General features: G+C 56.3%; 20 protein-coding genes. 1 reads left to right on the top strand and 19 read right to left on the bottom strand.

Features of this window, described 5'->3' with window-relative positions:
- Position 1 precedes the first annotated feature (1 nt).
- The 18 genes from ABRP31_RS09850 to ABRP31_RS09765 all read right to left on the bottom strand — a co-directional run bounded on the left by ABRP31_RS09850 (position 2) and on the right by ABRP31_RS09765 (position 14153).
- A complete protein-coding gene (locus tag ABRP31_RS09850) occupies positions 2-274 on the bottom strand; it encodes a hypothetical protein (RefSeq protein WP_349970930.1) in 273 nt (90 codons plus the stop codon).
- A gap of 46 nt (positions 275-320) precedes the next feature.
- Positions 321-899 (bottom strand): phage baseplate assembly protein V, encoded by a 579-nt coding sequence (locus ABRP31_RS09845; RefSeq protein WP_349970931.1) that lies wholly within the window; start codon positions 897-899, stop codon positions 321-323.
- Positions 896-1408, bottom strand: coding sequence for a hypothetical protein (locus ABRP31_RS09840; RefSeq protein WP_349970932.1), 513 nt, complete (start codon positions 1406-1408; stop codon positions 896-898). Before ABRP31_RS09840 ends, ABRP31_RS09845 begins: the two co-directional genes overlap by 4 nt.
- Positions 1401-2057 (bottom strand): phage tail protein, encoded by a 657-nt coding sequence (locus ABRP31_RS09835; RefSeq protein ID WP_349970933.1) that lies wholly within the window; start codon positions 2055-2057, stop codon positions 1401-1403. The genes ABRP31_RS09840 and ABRP31_RS09835 overlap by 8 nt, the downstream gene beginning before the upstream one ends.
- The gene (locus ABRP31_RS09830; protein WP_349970934.1) at positions 2054-2368 is read right to left on the bottom strand and encodes a hypothetical protein; all 315 of its coding nucleotides are present in this window, start codon (positions 2366-2368) and stop codon (positions 2054-2056) included. The genes ABRP31_RS09835 and ABRP31_RS09830 overlap by 4 nt, the downstream gene beginning before the upstream one ends.
- Before the next feature lie 2 nt (positions 2369-2370).
- A complete protein-coding gene (locus tag ABRP31_RS09825) occupies positions 2371-3366 on the bottom strand; it encodes a major capsid protein (protein WP_349970935.1) in 996 nt (331 codons plus the stop codon).
- Positions 3367-3430: 64 nt separating this feature from the next.
- Complete coding sequence (locus tag ABRP31_RS09820) at positions 3431-3775, bottom strand: head decoration protein (RefSeq protein WP_349970936.1); 345 nt, start codon at positions 3773-3775, stop codon at positions 3431-3433.
- Positions 3772-4926: a head maturation protease, ClpP-related gene (locus ABRP31_RS09815; RefSeq protein WP_349970937.1), complete on the bottom strand. Its 1155-nt coding sequence runs from the start codon at positions 4924-4926 to the stop codon at positions 3772-3774. The genes ABRP31_RS09820 and ABRP31_RS09815 overlap by 4 nt, the downstream gene beginning before the upstream one ends.
- Positions 4923-6401 (bottom strand): phage portal protein, encoded by a 1479-nt coding sequence (locus ABRP31_RS09810; RefSeq protein ID WP_349970938.1) that lies wholly within the window; start codon positions 6399-6401, stop codon positions 4923-4925. The genes ABRP31_RS09815 and ABRP31_RS09810 overlap by 4 nt, the downstream gene beginning before the upstream one ends.
- Positions 6401-6607, bottom strand: coding sequence for a phage head-tail joining protein (locus ABRP31_RS09805; RefSeq protein WP_349970939.1), 207 nt, complete (start codon positions 6605-6607; stop codon positions 6401-6403). The genes ABRP31_RS09810 and ABRP31_RS09805 overlap by 1 nt, the downstream gene beginning before the upstream one ends.
- Before the next feature lies 1 nt (position 6608).
- Positions 6609-8630 (bottom strand): phage terminase large subunit family protein, encoded by a 2022-nt coding sequence (locus ABRP31_RS09800; protein WP_349970940.1) that lies wholly within the window; start codon positions 8628-8630, stop codon positions 6609-6611.
- 4 nt (positions 8631-8634) lie between these two features.
- Positions 8635-9237 (bottom strand): terminase small subunit, encoded by a 603-nt coding sequence (locus ABRP31_RS09795; RefSeq protein ID WP_349970941.1) that lies wholly within the window; start codon positions 9235-9237, stop codon positions 8635-8637.
- Positions 9238-9428: 191 nt separating this feature from the next.
- Positions 9429-9776 carry a phage holin family protein gene (locus tag ABRP31_RS09790; RefSeq protein WP_349970942.1) on the bottom strand — a complete coding sequence of 116 codons (348 nt, stop codon included), beginning with the start codon at positions 9774-9776 and terminating at the stop codon, positions 9429-9431.
- A 519-nt stretch (positions 9777-10295) separates the two neighbouring features.
- On the bottom strand, positions 10296-10655 hold the full coding sequence (locus ABRP31_RS09785; RefSeq protein ID WP_349970943.1) for a hypothetical protein: 360 nt from the start codon (positions 10653-10655) through the stop codon (positions 10296-10298).
- Complete coding sequence (locus ABRP31_RS09780; protein WP_349970944.1) at positions 10648-12864, bottom strand: VapE domain-containing protein; 2217 nt, start codon at positions 12862-12864, stop codon at positions 10648-10650. Before ABRP31_RS09780 ends, ABRP31_RS09785 begins: the two co-directional genes overlap by 8 nt.
- Positions 12854-13081 carry a TraR/DksA family transcriptional regulator gene (locus ABRP31_RS09775; protein WP_349970945.1) on the bottom strand — a complete coding sequence of 76 codons (228 nt, stop codon included), beginning with the start codon at positions 13079-13081 and terminating at the stop codon, positions 12854-12856. The genes ABRP31_RS09780 and ABRP31_RS09775 overlap by 11 nt, the downstream gene beginning before the upstream one ends.
- Positions 13074-13592 carry a phage regulatory CII family protein gene (locus ABRP31_RS09770; protein WP_349970946.1) on the bottom strand — a complete coding sequence of 173 codons (519 nt, stop codon included), beginning with the start codon at positions 13590-13592 and terminating at the stop codon, positions 13074-13076. The genes ABRP31_RS09775 and ABRP31_RS09770 overlap by 8 nt, the downstream gene beginning before the upstream one ends.
- Positions 13593-13925: 333 nt before the next feature.
- Entirely contained in the window at positions 13926-14153 is a 228-nt protein-coding gene (locus tag ABRP31_RS09765; protein ID WP_349970947.1) for a hypothetical protein, read from the bottom strand.
- A 98-nt stretch (positions 14154-14251) separates the two neighbouring features.
- Between ABRP31_RS09765 and ABRP31_RS09760 the strand changes: the two genes are divergently transcribed.
- Positions 14252-14899 carry a S24 family peptidase gene (locus ABRP31_RS09760; protein ID WP_349970948.1) on the top strand — a complete coding sequence of 216 codons (648 nt, stop codon included), beginning with the start codon at positions 14252-14254 and terminating at the stop codon, positions 14897-14899.
- Positions 14900-14937: 38 nt separating this feature from the next.
- Here the strand turns inward: ABRP31_RS09760 and ABRP31_RS09755 are convergent, their stop codons facing one another.
- The gene (locus tag ABRP31_RS09755; protein ID WP_349970949.1) at positions 14938-16524 is read right to left on the bottom strand and encodes a P-loop ATPase, Sll1717 family; all 1587 of its coding nucleotides are present in this window, start codon (positions 16522-16524) and stop codon (positions 14938-14940) included.
- Positions 16525-16887: the final 363 nt, after the last annotated feature.

The following is a 16887-nucleotide window of genomic DNA, read 5'->3' as shown; positions in this document are numbered from 1 at the left end:
GTTACTCCGGTACAGGCTCAAGGTCAGGATGCTGGTTGAGGTAATCCAGCGCGGCCGTGTCCATGACTGGAGCCGTCACGCGCCCCGCTGTCACCCTCAACTGACGCCCACCGGGCAGGATCAGCACCCGAGAGGTGTAGACGGTGTCGCGAAATGTCGACACCGCAACTGAAGGCTGGACTGCCGGTGCTGTTTGCGCGCCCGAAGTTGGGTCCATGCCCTGATCTGTCGCGTCCGCACTGACGGTCGTCTTGTCGGTTTTCCCACTGGCCATCGGTTTTTCTCCAGACATTAAAAAGCCCGCGGTGCGGGCTGATGGGTTAGTGCTTGTGGTTCGGGGTATTTCCCCCGGTGTCGATGATCTGACCGCCACCCTGAATGTCACCGACTACAGCCAGCTTGCCGCTGATGGTGACGTCGCCATCCAGGGTGATAGCGCCGGTCAGGGTGATCGTGCTGGCCGTCGCGGTGATTGCAGCGTCAGTGACAATCGCCGAACTGCCACCGACCTTAGTCGTGAGCGTGCCAGTGGGCAGGTCGATGCTGTAGCTATTGGCTTTCCAGTCGTATATCAGCGAGCCGCCGTCATCGAAGCGCCAGACTTCCACGTGGTCGCGGTTATCCGGCTGCGGACCAGCATCGCCGAACAACCCCGACACAAACGTGCCCAGTGCAGGGTTGCCGCTCGGGCTGATCAGCGCGCCCTGCTCACCCACACTCGGCGCTCGCCAATGCCTGGCCTTACCGGCCGCCTGGCTGTGCCACCGCACCAGGGCACTGGTCCAGCCAGCACCATCAGACACACGCACCATCGCGGCAGCCAAGTCGACCGCCACCACGCTGCAGGGGATGATGAGCCCCGAAAGCATGCGGTCATGTTGCGCGGATGCATAACTCATCGCTCAACCTCCATACCCGCCTCAACTACGTCATCACCCAGATCGAGGACCAGGACGCCAGCAGGCTGATCCGGCCACGGCCATTCTTCAGAACCGAGATAGATGCCTTGGGTCCACTCGACCACCCAAACCGCGTAACCATCCAGTTCGGGTCGCGTCCAGTCCTGCGCGGCACGCACAAACTCGGCGTGATCGACCGCAAGCCCCCAGCACTGAGTCCGCAGCAGCACGGCGATCTGTGAGGCGACAAAGGCGGCTTGTTGCTGGCATTGCTCCTGCTCGGAGCCAACGATCACACGGGCTTCTAAGCGGGCCGTCAACGCTGTTTCGCCAGTGCCTTGATCGTGGCCTGGCTCAAGCTCCACCAACTCCAAAACGACAGCCGGGATGGGCACATGATTAAGCATGTCCGGCATGGTTCCAACGTACTGCAGGCCCGGAATAGCATCACGAATGTGCGCCTCTATCGCCGCGTATAGTTGATCAAGGGTGAAGGTCTCTTCAGGCACGGGCTGATCCTCTCAAGTACTTCTGCAGCTCAAAGTTGAATTCCTGCTTGAGGATCTCCAGCAGACGTTGATCCGCACGCTTGATCCAGTTATCAAAGTGAGGACGGGCGTTTTCCAGAGACACTTTGGCTTTAGCCAACGGGAAGCGCCCGCCGCCCTCTTCGACGAAGCCGGTGCGACGCTTGCCCTGTTGGGATTCTGAATAATCGCCACCGGCAAAATGCTTGCTGGCCGTGCGGATCCAGATATCAGGGCTGCTGCCATAAACTGTCTTGTAGAACGCGCCTGCGTAACGACGCCCCGCGACAGACACGCCGGTGCGGCTCTGCCGGGCACGGCCGATACGGCTGGCCGAGATGGCATCCAGACCAAACCAGAGCTTGCCGCGCATCGTCCCGCCGCTCACCGGATAGGCCCGCAACCGCTGTCGAACAGCGGCGACGGCAATGCGTTCCTGCTGGCTGACCGCCCGTGCAATGTGTGTACGCAACCAGCGCAACGTCTTGTTGATCGCACGGCGCTGAGCAGCGGCGGCAGCTTTTGGAACCAACGAGGCAAAGTCTTTGAAGGCTTCCAGATCTGCGGCAGAAGGTTGCAGCGTGATCATGCCGTCGCGAGCGGATTGCTTGTAAAAGCTGCCGATGCTCATGGGTTGATCCTCAGTACCAACGTGACAAGACCGTCACCACCAGGCTCGACACGGATCAACGTGTAATCACCGCCACCGTCAGGTTTGGGCAACTCCACGCGGACCTGCTGACGCTCCTGAACACCTTCGGAATCTGCAACCCGAATAACCAGGTGCGGCTCACGCAGTCCGGTATTGATGCGGCCTAGCTTGGGCTGCAACCAAGGTGCGGAGAACATCCCCAGCACCTCGCGCCCTTCGATGAACGCTGGATCGCCCAGCGTTTCGAACACGGTATCGTCGACCGCAGCCACCAGTTCCCGGAACCCCACGATCAGAGCTCCAGAAGGATCTGCGCGAGCGGACGCGTGCACAGGTGCAACGGGTTCGACTGGGCTTCGCCAGCCATACCCTTGTTGAATGGCAGCGGCTCAATCTTGCTGTAGTAAGGAACACCCTCTGTGTTGACTGTTTCCATGTAGTCAGCCGGTGCGTACACCGAGATATACAGGTCCGGGACGCCTTCAGGAATGAGCAAAGCCTTGTCGTCGTGAACGAACGTTACACCCGCAATTTTGCCGCGATAGCGCTCCCAGACAATGCCACCAAACTCGAAACTTTCCCGTGCATCACCGCGCAAAGCGGCAGCCTGCTGAGTGTTGAGGTAAGTATCTTTGACTGATTTATGAACCAGCAGCTTGTTCCAGAAGTTCTTGCCGCAGAGGGCTCGCGAGCCGCTGCTGGTAACACTGCCGAGGGCTTCTTCTTGCAGGTCCAAGGCCTCGCCACATTTGACCCGCAGTTCGGTGTCGGGGTTGTTGAGTTCCATGGACATCTTCTTGCGGGACACCCCGAAGGTCTTGTAGAGGTCCAGCAGAACCGTCTTGCCATCCGCATCCAGAATCTGCCCGTTCAACGCCCCCATGCGCTGGTATTCATGCGTGGCATCGAGCTGACGGCGAGCCTTGGCCAGCCGTTTGTTGACCACGTCCTGCACTGCCTGCAGCTCTGAACGGCTACCGAAAGCGCGAATGCCTTGGATCTCGTCGGCCTTGATCGCGAAACGTTGCGGCAGATGTACAGTGTTGAAGGGGATCAAGTTGCGCTTGGTGCCCGCAACAACCAAACCAGAGGTGCCGCGTTCGCCAGCAGGCACCAGCGCGAGGGTGTCACCGTCCTTTTCGATCTGGACCGTCAGGGTGGTGATGCCCTCTTCCTGAAACAGACCCAGGCTACTGATGCGGCCTGGCAAATACTCTTGGTCGTTGATCGCAGCAGTCAACGAGGAGACGGAAAACGCGTCGTCGTTAAAGATTTCAATATCAGCCATGAAGCTATCTCCAGAAAACAAAAAACCCGCACATGGCGGGCTGGATCAGTCGAGGTGGATCGCCTTATCGGACGATCAGGAAGTGCGTTGTCAGGGCTTTCTCAGCGGCGGGGTCGAGCCCCGTCAGATGGGCCTCACTGATTTCAGCGAGGCGAACCACGGCACGACCGCGACGAGTGACATCAGACTCACCCAGCGGACCGTAAAGAATGGCGACCGCGTTTTCGGTACCGTCTTCGGCCAACGGATCGTATGGGGCAAACTCGCCGGTGAGGCTGATCAAGCCAAGCACTTGGCCAGGCTCCAGTGCAGCACCGGCAGCAACGTTGATGGCCTCACGGGAGATCGTGCCAGGTGCCTCGGACAGCAGGAATTCACCTGCATGCATCGGCTCGCGTTGAATGGTCATGTTCTTGCTCCTTTTGCAGATTGGGGTTTACCTGTCTGCGCGGCTTGCCGAGCTGACCAGATTGAGGATTGATCCAGTTGTTTAGCCTGCACCTTCGGCGCAGGGTCATTATCCAACGGCAAGCTGTTGTCGATTTCGAAGCCTTTGCCACTGGTGACGATCTTGTCGAACAGGCGCGCCCGGACAGCTGCTGCATCCAGGCCAGCTTCAACATACTCAGCGCTGAATTCAGGTAGCCGCGCTGCCACACACAGATCGTGCACGGCCTTGGCCCGCAAAATTCCGGCTTGGACAATGGACTCGCTTTCGAGCTGGGTGGAACTCAGCAACGGCGCGACCAAATTGCTGATGCCTTCTTCAGCACACCGTTGGGTGATCATCAGCGCCAACTTTGCCGAATCAGAAACCGGCAGCCCAGCAGGTGGGTCAACCGGGTCCGGCTCAGGGTCCTGCTCGGGCGGCTCATCCAGCTGGGCAAGTAGCTCAGGGGGTGCGTTCAGGTAACGCTGCAGCACTGCACCTTGTCCCAAACAAGCCTTGACCGAAATACCGTCGCCGACCTCGTCAGCCAGCCCCAAGGCCACAGCTTCACTGGCTGTCAGCCAGGTTTCAGCATCCACCAGTCGCCGCAGTTCAACTTCATCAATGTTGGGTGCCTTGGCCTTGTAGGCCGCGATGATCACCTCCATGGCTTGGTCGAGAGCGTCGGCTACTTTACGAAGGTCTTCGGCATCCCCTGCCGCGTAAGTCCATGGGTTATGGATCATCAGCATCGCGTTGGAGGCGATGACCACCCGGTGCGCGCCGCATACCGCAACGCTGGCAGCACTCGCTGCCAGCGCATCAACGCGGCCGGTGCAGCGTTCACCAAGGCGCGACAGCGCGTTGTGAATTGCCAAGCCGTCGAAGAGTTCGCCACCAATACTATTAAACGCCACGATCACCGGCGACACGCCGTCGTCCAGGGCGCGCAGATCCTGCACAAACTGATTCGCGGTGATGCCCCAGGTACCGATCTCGCCGTAAACGAAAACCTCGATCACACGCTCGGTGGCTTCGCCTTCGGCCTGCACGGCATACCAGCTTTCGTCTTTCACCTGGACTTGTTTACCAGCCCGGTTGTAAACGCGTGGACGCGCTTTCTTGCTCATGATTGCTCCTTCTCTTCGACGACTAACGTGTCGAGAGTGCTGTAATTGAGGCCGAGGTTTGTGGCCCTTTGGAGGTCAGCGGCGTTTTCCGCATCGACCGTTTCGGCGTCATAGCCGGTACGCAGGACCATCTCGCTACGCGAAGCAAAGCCCGCCCGCACTTCCATCTGCCGTGCCTGGACGTCCTGCACCGGCTGGATATAGGCCCAACCTTGAGGCACCCAGCGTGTACGCAGGTATTCCCGACGGCGCTTGGCGTAGTCTTCCAGCGCCAATGCACCCGACAGCACCGCCATGTCCATCCATGCAGCCCTGACCGGGCGACACAACTGATGCACGTAAACCCCGAACTGCAACTGTTCCAGGCGACGTCTGAACTCGTTGAGCACAACCCGCAAAGCCCGGTCGTTGACCTCGCGCATGTCGCCAGTGAGGATTTCGTAGGGCGTGCCAGTACCGGCCGCCGCAGCCATCAGCTGCTGCCGCATGAAGTCGGGATAGTTGTTGCCCGCATCGGGTGGCTTGGAAAACTCCACCTCTTCGCCAGGCCCCAGTTCCTGCATCGTGCCGGGTTCAAGTGCGACCATCGGGGTGAAACCGTCCCGGTCCAGGCTTAGCGGCTGGCCGGTGACGGGATCTCGAGGCACAGGTCCGGAGTCCGGAGCCGGTCGGCTAATGAATCCGGCGAACAGGTTGGCCACCTCCTGACGGAACAGCACGGCGTCGTCGTAGTTATCGAGACTGCGCAGGCGTTTGAGTACCGGTGACAATCTCGGCACACCACGCAACTGCCCTGGCTCCACCGGCTCGAAGATGTGCAGCACCTGAGAAGCTGGAACACGCACCAACTGGTTGTAACCGGCATTCAAGGATGATGAGTCGCGAGGGTGCGACAGATACATCCACACCGCTTCGCGCTTGCCACCGGGGGTGAACTCGATCCCGGCACGGATGATGTTGCCGTTACGGGTGGTCTCGAACTTGTCGTGCGGCACAAACTCAGGGGCCAGCACCTGCAGTTGCAGAGGAACCGCCAGCCCTTCATCCAAACTGCGCGGACGCAGGCGAACAAAGCATTCGCCCGACGTTTCAACGGTGCGGGCAATCAGCGCCTGCAGGCCGTAGAAGTCGGTGCGCTCATCGGCGTCGGCCTCGTCGACCCAGTCGTCCCAGAGCTCTTGCTGCCTCTGACGAAGCGCAGCATCTTCGGTCTTCGGTCGCGGTGTGATGCCGGTACCGATAAGGTTGCTGACTCGTTTGTCGATCACGTTGAAGGCATACGGATCGTTGCGAACCGCAGCCCGTGATCGAGAACGCAAGTTGCGCAGTGCCGGGGTGTTGATGGTATTGACCCCGTTGTCGGGAGCATCCCAGCCAGCAGATCGTCGGCCCTCTCCGGCACCTTCGTAACTGGCCTTGATGTTCGACGGCAGCAGGAATCCGTTACGAGTCAGTGTCGGATAGTGGCGAGCCATCAGAGTCCTTTGCCCCCGTGACACAGCCGGACAACACGAGAGCGCGGCCCGGCAGCGTTAACCAACGATGAACGAATCTCTTCACGAGCCTTGAGCAGCTCGTCTACCGTACGGTACTCAACGGTGCGGTCGGTATAGCGAACGGTTTTTTCACCGCGAGCGATAGCCGCCTCAACTGCGTCGAGGTGCTTTTTAGTAAATGACATATCAGCGTCTCTTCAGGTAACCGCTGCTTGAGCTGCGGCGTTGAGGTGGCGGTGCCACAGACCGGGGTTGAACGGCCGGAGCAGCAGGTTGCGGAGCTGGCTGTGAAGCAATGACTGGTGCCGCTTGAACAGCATTGCTGACACGTTCGCCTTGAACTGGCTTGATGCCCAGCGCATCGTCGAATAAGCCGGTCTGCGCGAGCGCTTGTCGTACCCGCTCCCAGTCATGTTCCTTGTAACGATTCAGGCCGAGGTAATGCGCCATCGCCAGGCAATACACCATCAGGTCAAGTGCCTCGTTACGCTCTGCCTTGCCCTTGACCCATTCGATACGCTTGTGGCCCCGAACGTAACGAGCGACTTTGCGCTCAGCAACGCACTGGTCGAAGAAGTCATCGGGCAGGTCGTTGGCAAAGTGCAGGGCACCCGGGCCAGATTCAAACGGGTAGCGGTTGTATATCCAGTCCTTGGCTGTGTCCGTACCGACGAACCAAAGCTCGGCACCGTTACGTTCGGTCTGGCCCTTCCAGGTCACGTCGACCATCGACGGCCGCTGAGCAATGACCGGCTTGCCAGGCTTGCTGGCACCCTTGATAGCGAACACGTTTCGCCAGCGCCGAACGCGGCAGAACTGGTACACCTCATCGGTGTGGTGACCACCAGAGTCGACGGCGACCGCAAGGATGCCAAGGCCAACGCCGCACGGATGGCGGTACTTAGCCTTGAGCAACTCATCCAGCGCCGCCCAAGTGCGCTCATCAGCGGGGTCGCCGGAGACGATCTGGTAATCAACTACCCAACGCTCCATGCCAACGCCGTATCCCATCGCCATGAACTCAAGACGATTGGCCTGCACGTCGACCGCACCAGTGATCATCAGCACAGCGGCTGGAAGCGAGCCGAGCGTGAAGTCTTCCAAGCGTGCCCGTTGTTTCAGCACGGAGGCCTTCGTTTGCTCCTGCGCGCTGTCCCAAACCTTCGCCAAACGTGTGTTGTAAAACACCTGCATGGGTTCAAGGTCGCCTTTGGCCTGGGCTTTCTTGGCCTTCTCAAACTGCTTTGCTAGGGACTTCCAATCCATCCAGCCCAGTGGCGAATACAGCGCATTGAGATGGAAGCCAACGGTCTCACCGTCGCCTTCTGAATGGCTGCGCCACTCGCCTTGCGCAAGCATCTCGCCCTTGTGGTACTCCTCGATCAGCACGTCACATTCAGGGCCTGCGCACTGGTAATGGACTACGCTGAAATCCTTCGAGTAGTGCAGCCGCTCCCACTCCAAAATCTGCATGTGACCGCAGGTCGGACACGGCACGTAGTAGTAACGTTGATCGCTACCTTCGAACAGGTCAGAGATCCGCGAAGCGCCCTTGATCGTCGGAGAGCTGGAGAAATAGAACTTGGCATTGCGGCCAAATGTACTGCCCCGGGTTTCCGCCAGTTCAATCGGGTCGCCCTCTTCACCGATGTCCACTTCCCAGCGGTCGATCTCGTCGCCGTACACGTAGCGCGCCGACAGTTCGGAGAGGTTGGCCGCCGAGCCAGCGGTCGTAACGTACAGCGAGCCACCTTCAAACTCTTTGGTGTCCATGGTGTTGCGCGAATCCCGCGACCGGCTGGACGCCACACGTTCGCGCAGCACCGGGGTCGCCTTGATCGTCTTGCCGATCCGAGACGAAACCCGCTTGGCGAGGCCGAGGCTGGGCAGCAGCGTCAGGATGTTGGAAGGTGCCATGTGGATCAGGCCACCTATCCAGTTCAACGCGATCTGGGTCTTCATCAACTGCGAGGCCACCATGGTGACGACACGCTTGCAAGGATGAGCCGGTGACAGGCAACGCATTGGCTCTCGGGCATACGGGGTACGCGAGGTGCGGTACTTGCCGGGTTCAGCGGCACCGGTGTCACGCGGGATCCGCATGTACTCATCGGCCCACTGATCAATCCAGACATCCGGGTCTGGTTTCAGTCCACGGAAATACGCCTCACGGTACACCTCTGCGCCGTCAGGAATTTCCTGGGTCATGGGCTTAACTCGTGATCAGTGCATGTTCAAGGTCAGCAGAGGACATGCGCTCTGCGTCTTCGAGGCAACGGCGAATGGCCGCCGTCAGGTGCTTCTCGATTTCCCAAGGGTCGGTCAGGGACGCCAGTTCGGGGGCAAGTTGCGGAGGCATGCCCAGCAATTGATCGCGCAGCATGCGTCCGGCGTTGAAGGCACCGTCCTTGACCGCCGCCATGGCGACCAGCGATCCCTTGGCCTTGTGTAATTCGATCTCGGCAAGCTGTGCCAGGTTGTGCTCGCGCAGCGCCCGGGCCTTCTGGAAATCCGGGAGCTGCCCCGCAGGGGTTAACGCGAGCGGCGGCGCAGCCGTTGAAGTCGGCTCGGCCACGGTGGATAGCTGGCTGTAAACATCCCGTTGGAGCCGATCTTGGTGGTGGCGATCCGCGACGGCGGCCTTGCTGGGGTCAGCGGTGTCGAGAATCAATGCTTCGCTGGCAAGTACATCGACCTGCTTACCGTCGGCGCTCAGCACCAGTCGGTCGTTGTTTTTCAACCAGGTGATGTAGCTGGGTGCCCTGCCAATCCGAGCCGCAAAGGCGCTCTTTGACAGGTACATTGGTTCTGTCATAAGCCCTCCTTTTCAACGGCTTTTCAATGGAAACCTTTCAATTTCAATGGATTGAATTTCAGTAAGCTGGGAACCCAGCCGCTAACACTTTCCCGCGGGTTTGCGACCCCGTACCCCCGAGATAACCCCAGGGTCCCCGGCAGTTTTGGGAACTCAGAACGGTTGAGGGTCGCGAATTCGATGGCATCGACCTACTGCCCCGGCTCGCCGTTGGCTGGCGGCACTTGGCAAACACCTAGTCGCTTAGCTGCCCACCGTTCGTACAACCCAATGGCAACATCAGCACCTGCCATGGCGGTGAGGCAACCGAAGCCGCCCGCCGTCCAGATCGAAACGCCTGCCGCGTACAGCAGCATCATGGTCGACAACCCACAGACTACGCAGGCACCGGACCGCAGGGCCAGCCGCCGAATCAGCGACCAGCCATGCATGCCGTCTTTGTCTGCCCTCCACATCTCGCCCGATACGCCGCCGACCAGGGCGAGGACGATCACTAACCAGATTGGCATCTCTGCCAACGCTTGCTGCTCTGTTGTCATTGCCCCGCCCCTTAAACGCAAAAACCCGGCGCAATGGCCGGGTTTGGTGGTGTGGTGCAAGCCGCTCTATGCGGTCGCACCTATCGAAGATGACTACTTTTTACAGGTCGATTCCGGTGGCAGCAAGCCTGTTTTAATGCCACCCGGTGAATATCTGGTGAACGCCTAGGCAATGTACGTGAATATCTCAAATCCGGTTCCCAGCGCCTGCGGCGCTGTCCGGGCTGTCCTACTTCTTTAATCGAAGTAGGACACCTGAGAGCACCTAAATTCGGGGCTTTGCCTCACTGTCCTACCTTTATTACTTCATTCTCCCGTAAAGAGGGAAAGCTTAAAACACGCTAACGCGCATAAGCGCGTGCACGATGCCCGCTACGCTCACACATGTAAGCGGTGTGCATGATGGTCGGACGGTCGGACAGGTCAACAACAACGCGCCCCGCGCTTGTCCGGCTGCTTGCAATTGCAGTAGGACAAGGCGAGCCAGTAGGACAACAACAGGCAGAACACGGGCTGGCATCAAGCAGCAGCCCCCATCAACATGCCGAAGATGCAGAGGTGAGCGTCATGTAGGCGTTGATAGTAAGTGTCACGCCCACAGCCGCAGTGGGCATATCGCAGGCGCATATCGATGGAGTCGGTGCAGTAGTGTTCACGTACGACCTGCTCCAACACAGGTTCGAGGTGTTTGGTCACGATCAGCTCGATGTCCAGCGATCCCTCAAGCGGAGCGCGGAATGCACGCCGACCTCGAATCAACTGGCCGTTGCTCTCCATCATCATGGCAACCATATTGCCACCGGCAAGACCGCCCTTGGTGAAGTCGCTGTGCAGTTCTTGAGCCCAAGTGCGCAGGCGTGCATCGATCTCTCTAATCAAAGCATGGCTCCTCGAACTGCTCCTGAACCAGGTTCGACGGCCTGCCCCAATCGGCGGGTTTCTTATAGGCCCAAGGCCGCTGCCCACTCTTTGGTAGAGCGGCAAGCCGGACCTTACGCCAGCCAAGACGATGCATGATCGCGCCGACACGCATTTGCTCAGGTTTGCCCCAGTGGCCGAGGTCGAGCTTGAGAGGGCCAGCAAGAATCTCGCTGCCAGTGGCTGTTTCGCCGATCTGTGAGTTCTCCAGCCAATCCAGAATCGGCCCTTCCCACTCGTCCACCACGAACCGCTCTTCTTGGGCATCCGCGAACAAGGTCGACTCTTCCCGGTTGACCCACCAAATGTCTCCAGATTGGTAGCAGAACATCGCCTCAGCCCAAAGCTGGTCGCGAACCTCTCGCAGCTTATCCAGATCTACCTTGGTACACGCCACCGGCCAGTAACGTCGGTTGCCTGTGGCATCTTTGAGGTATTCGTCCTGGTTGGTCGTACCCACGAAAACACACTGGCGTGGCACGTCCATCGTTCTACGGCCATAGCTCTCGCGGTAGGTGTCGGTCGAGGCTGAGAAGAACTGCTTAGCCTTCGTCGATTCCGCTTTGTTGAAGCTGTCCAGCTCCCCCAGCTCGACGATCCATTTGCCACGTATGGCCTGAAATCCATCCTTGTCACCCAGGGCAAAAGGAGTGTCCATGAACCACTCGCCACCAAGGACACTCATCGCCGTCGACTTACCAGCACCTTGGGCACCTTCAAGGATCATTACAGAGTCAGCCTTGCAGCCAGGCTTCATGACGCGCCCAACGGCTGACACCAGCCAACGCTTGCCAACCTTTGAACTGTACTCTGTGGGGACTACACCCATGATGTCGGTCAACCAAGCATCAAGGCGTGGCACACGATCCCACTCCAGTGCATTCAAGTAATTCCGTACGGGATGGAATGCATGGTCGTGCGCGACCACACTTACAGCTTCGATCACACTGCTGGCTTTGACCCGCAGGTTGTACTGCTGCGCCAGCCACTTCATCACCAACATGTCATCGATGTCGGCCCAGTCACCCACACCGCCGCCATACGGCGCTGCACGTAGCTTGACGATCTTGGAGCTGAAAGCACTGAAACCGATGACACCAGCCCAGCGCTCGTCGTTACCGAGGATCAGCTCGACGTTTTGCATGTGCGCAATCAACATGCCGTTCTCGGTCCGAGCGAGTTGGTCCTTCCAACCGCCCGCAGCTGGGGGTTTGACCACCGCCAGTACCTGACGGCGAACGGCCTCTAACCCCTCAGCGCAATGCAGGTCATTGAAGTCAGTCCACCTGTCCTCGCGCTCGACGGCGAAGATCGGTGCGACCACCTGACCACCAACAACTGTCGCCGCGTTTTCGGCCTTTTCCTTACCAGGATTCCAGGCATCACCATTTGATCGCTTTGTCTTCCAATCGTCGTCCCGGCAAATAATGATCGGACGACCAGGGAAGCGTTCGCGCATGGTCTTGGCGACGGACATCAGATTGCCCGCATCAAAAGCAATGGCGACCGTTAGTGAGGTCGCCATATGCAGGCTTGCGCCGGTAGCGAGTCCTTCACACACCAGCACAGACTCACCCGGCTCCGGGTGCGGCCCGATCAAATGGAAAGCACCCTCCTTCGACATCCCGTACGGCCAATAGGATTTATCCCGGCCGGTGCTTTCTTGTTTCTCTGGGTAGATCACCTGCAGACCGACGATCTGGTCACGCACATCACACATCGGAACCAAAACCGCGCCGGAGCGCGGAGCATAACGAACACCAAAACCGACTATCTGCTTTCGATCCAGATAACCGCTACGGCCCTTATCAGGCATCCGTTTGAACATTCCAGCGGCGCGGTTAGCAGCCCGCCGTGCCGCGTTGGCAGCTACTTCAGCAGCCCTACGTTTGGCCTCTTCCTGTCGAGCGCGCATGACCTCACGCTCTTCGGCGCTCATCTTGCCCGGCTTGACCTTGATCTTATGTGTCTCGCCCGAACGCCAATCGCCAAAGCTGCCGAAAATGAGCGTATCGCCCTTCTCGGTGCGATGCTCATGCACCACATACCAACCGTTTTTTTCAGTTCCCTTATCCTGAGAGGTCTTGCACCGAGTCAGCTTGGCAAATACCAAAGGCTGCTGGGGCTCCAAGCCGTAGTCCGCGAACTGGTTCAGTACCTCATCGAGCATGGCGTGCCCCAACAATTTCATCGACAGATTGGCAAACCACGCACTGGGTGCAGCCGGGTACTGCCAAACGGCGAGCTGGGGGAATGGGCTCGTCACAGGTTTCGCAGAAGAGGAACGAATGTCCCGCTAAAACAGACTTGGCAGCTGTACGCGCAGCCAGCGCCTGATCAAGCCGCTCCTGCACGAGGTCATTGGCGAAATCAGCAATATCAGCCACGAGCAGCCCCCTTAGTCGTCTGGTTGACGTAAGAGGCACGGTTGTACATGCCCAACAGCCCTTGGATACCTCGGAAAACCTGCTGACGGATTTCAGCAAGCTCCCCATCATCTACCCTGCCATCTCCAATGTGCTTAGCCCAGGTCTCGGACAAATCAGCGACTTGACGGAAGAAGGACGCGATACCCGATGTAAGGGTTTCAGGCATGTCACCGGTGTAAGTTTCAGCAAGGTCCTGCCACATGGTGTCGCCAACTAAAGCGTGCACCGCATCCAGGATCCGGCGATCCTTGGTCAGTTCAAGGATCTCAGCGAACTCCTGAATGTTGACAGTGTGGCTCGGGTGCGTAGGTGAAAGCTTATGCTGCAAGGTTGTCGCATTACGTCCGGTGGTCGCAGCAATAGCTGCGGCCCCGCCGGGATAGTCACGAGCGGCGTGGTAGAGCGCGAGATCGAGCGGCAGGATTTCCCGCTTTGCACGATCAACGCTATTGAGAGCAATTCGGCTCATGGCATTAATCCTTAAAAGTTGCCAGTGCCGCGCGACATGTAGTGGTGATACATTTGCCGCGTGGCTGAGAGGCCCAAACGCCGGTAAGGTCCGCAAGACCAAAAACGGCACCGTGCCGAGGCAAACGATCCGTCGTTCACCTCTGGCGCAACAGCTGCCCGCTCTGTGGTGGAAGAGGCAGCAACACCAATGCATCCGTGCATTGGAAAACGCTCTGAAGGTCGACGGTTTGCATGTGGTGTGCCCGTCTATCTTCATTGCGACCCGACAGCGCTGTGGTGGTGCTTATCGGGGGGAACGGGGCGGCCTATGGGTCGCCTTTTTTCTATCTAGCTATGCAGCTTTGATGGGTGACTCCGTGACGCCGAAATGCACGAGTACTTCGGCAAGCGATACACAACCATCGCTCTCACGAGCCAATGCTTTGATCAAAGAAACGCTTGGATCTTTGCTGGCGTATTTCACGTGCAGGCTGAGATAGCTAACCGCGATGCCACACCGCCGTGCATAAGCAATCAGGCCGTTCTGGTCCAACGAATTGATGTAGAGACGTAATTTCATGGGTATACCTCCTGAGCGCCAAATTAACCCTAATGGTTAACTTTATCAATACCAAAATGGACATTCACCCACAAGGTTAATTCTCTCAGAATTGATTCATGAAAATCTCAGATACCCGGCTCAAGAATTTCCGACGCCTCATTGCGGAGCGAAAGCTTCGTTTGACAGATATTGCCGATCTCCTAGGCAAGGCACCTGCGCAAGTCAGTGCTTTTGGGGGGAAAAATCCCACCAAAGGTATAGGCGATCAGATCGCTCGTGAGATTGAAGCCGGATTAGGTTTGCACACCGGCTACCTCGATATGCCCTATGGAATTGGGGAGTTCAACAACGCTACGATGCTTAGCCATACGGGACGCAAACTACCAGTGATGGGATCAATCGCGGCAGGTACTTGGTGCGAATCCGAAGGAACATTTGATCCGCGGGATGCAGAGGAATGGATCGATGCTCCCGGGCCAGTGGGACCTAAAGCATTCATCCTACGGGTGGAGGGCATAAGCATGGAGCCCAAGTTCATGGAGGGTGACAAGATCGTCATTGACCCTGCGCTTGAGGCTTTGCCTGGGCACTTTGTAGCAGCACGAAGAACCAGAGACCACGCGGCGACACTCAAACAACTTAAGCAAGAAGGTGGCGAGCAATATCTTTACGCGCTCAACCCTGACTGGCCTGAGAGAGTGATAAAGATGAACGAGGAATGGACTATCTGCGGCCGTGCACGTTGGAAAATTTCAGATTTGTAACAGTCAGGGACGCTCAACCAAAACGTCCCTGACTATCATTAGGTATCTAAAAACTGTTTACCCATATTCAAAGCCTTGCCCAATCCGTAGAAAATCTCATATCTGCAGTTAGTTTTAACCCTAGGATTTATATTAGAGACACTTCTATCTTTAAAACACCAGAAGAAAAATTTCTGGCCATTATCTGCCTCTTGAATACAAGAAATGATATTCATTTCGTAGAGAAACTGTAGAAACTCTACTTCATTATCCAAGAATGCGGGCCTTGCTTCAGCGTGCTGATCGACGAACTGTAAATACCGCTTGAAACAAGCGGTAAATTCATCCATTGAAAAGGCGTAATCGCCCCTTAAAAATTCAAAAAACTTCAAAAACAATTGATAATCTTTCTCAGAGTAGTAAAAAGACAAATGATCTTTTACTTCTCCCAATAAGTATTCGGAATATCGGCGCCTAAAGTGCGGATCTCTGAAATCCTCCTCAATGAAATAGTTCCTTTTGTTGCCACTCTCAATATGCAACTCTTTGAGAATATTTAACATAGTGACAATATCACGAGGCCTAAAATATGAAAACCGTAAAAAAGATATAAAAGAGTGTTCAACTTTACCTTGGACCGTCACAGTATAAGGGAAATAGTTCTCCCAATGAGAGTCTTTCTCTAACTCCTTCGACTGTCCAATGGAGAGCAACCTATTGGGGAGTTTGTAAAGTTCAGACTGCTCAAATCTGTTATAAGGGATTCGCCAGTCAAGCAACGCCGAGTTATCACGAATCCGATTATTCGCGTTCTGCAGACCTATCGCATGAAAAATGTCTGGCCGCAACAAAATAGTGACTTTCAGCCGGCCCCTTGAGTCGTTTATTGTGGAAAAAAATTCATTGTTGATAGACCAAACAGCATTTCCTAGCCCCTTAACGCACTCAAGATAGTCGCCGTAATCAATACCAGATGGCCGCAAGTCAACTCCATCTATAAAAACAGTGTGATTCTTTTCAAGCTTCAATGATCGAAGAGCATCTTCAAACTTCCTCTGAATATAGAGCAAATTTGTCTGGTATTTATTTTCAGTAAATGTTTTCTTGACAGCACTTACGCCTTCCAAGCTTGAATACTCAGAGAGCAAAGAAGCGGTTACAGAGGAGTCGTGCACAAACTCAATAGCATTCATTATTTCAGGAGAGAATGCGCCATCATAGTAATCATCAATAGCTTTATTAACTGCACGAAACTTAATATACTTATTGATCAATGTTTCCTTCCCCTCAGTCTCGTAGACGTGCCGGGAAATCAACAGCAGAATAATGACCTTCCAAATGTTAGTATAATCGGAAAGATTTAGATTCTTCTCTTTCTTAAGAGTAACGAATTTTTGGTATTCAGTCTCTCCAATATAATTTAAAGTTGATCTAGTATTTTTATATTCATTATTGGTCAACCACACAGCATAAGCGGTTTTACCTGTACCCTTATCGCCTATCAAAAAGTAAGTTGAGAGATCCATCAACTCATCCAACTTATCATTTTTGATGAAAATCTGATTGAAGGCTGTTTTATTCTCACGACGTCGATAGTTGATCGCGTCATTGAAACCCAAATTCAAATCCCTGATCTGTTTCAACATAATATCCTTTTACCTAGCAGGTGGAATGCAGGTCTGCCTGCGACCTATGAGAGCAGCATTCCACAAATGATGCCATATCGCCAGTCCTCATCAGATTAGGGAGGACTGCCTAACGACATCCAAGAAAACAACCCCAATGGTTGTTTTGTATTGACATATTAACCTCAAAGGTAGATTTTTATCTCACTCTTCCACCACAGAGCGAGGCAACACCATGCACACCACTGCAACTCTGCACGTCCATCCGGCCGCTGCTGAACCGTTCCGCATCTTCGAAATTCGCCGCCTAGCGCGTGAATCAGGCTGCGCGTATGTAGCCACCAAAACCAAACCAAAAAGCCGTTACGCGCCCGCACCGTTCGA

This window comes from Pseudomonas caspiana (assembly GCF_040224095.2).
In the GTDB taxonomy this organism is placed as follows: Bacteria; Pseudomonadota; Gammaproteobacteria; order Pseudomonadales; family Pseudomonadaceae; genus Aquipseudomonas; species Aquipseudomonas caspiana.
The sequence above is the reverse complement of the archived record's forward strand: the minus strand, read 5'-3'. Positions and strand labels throughout refer to the sequence as shown.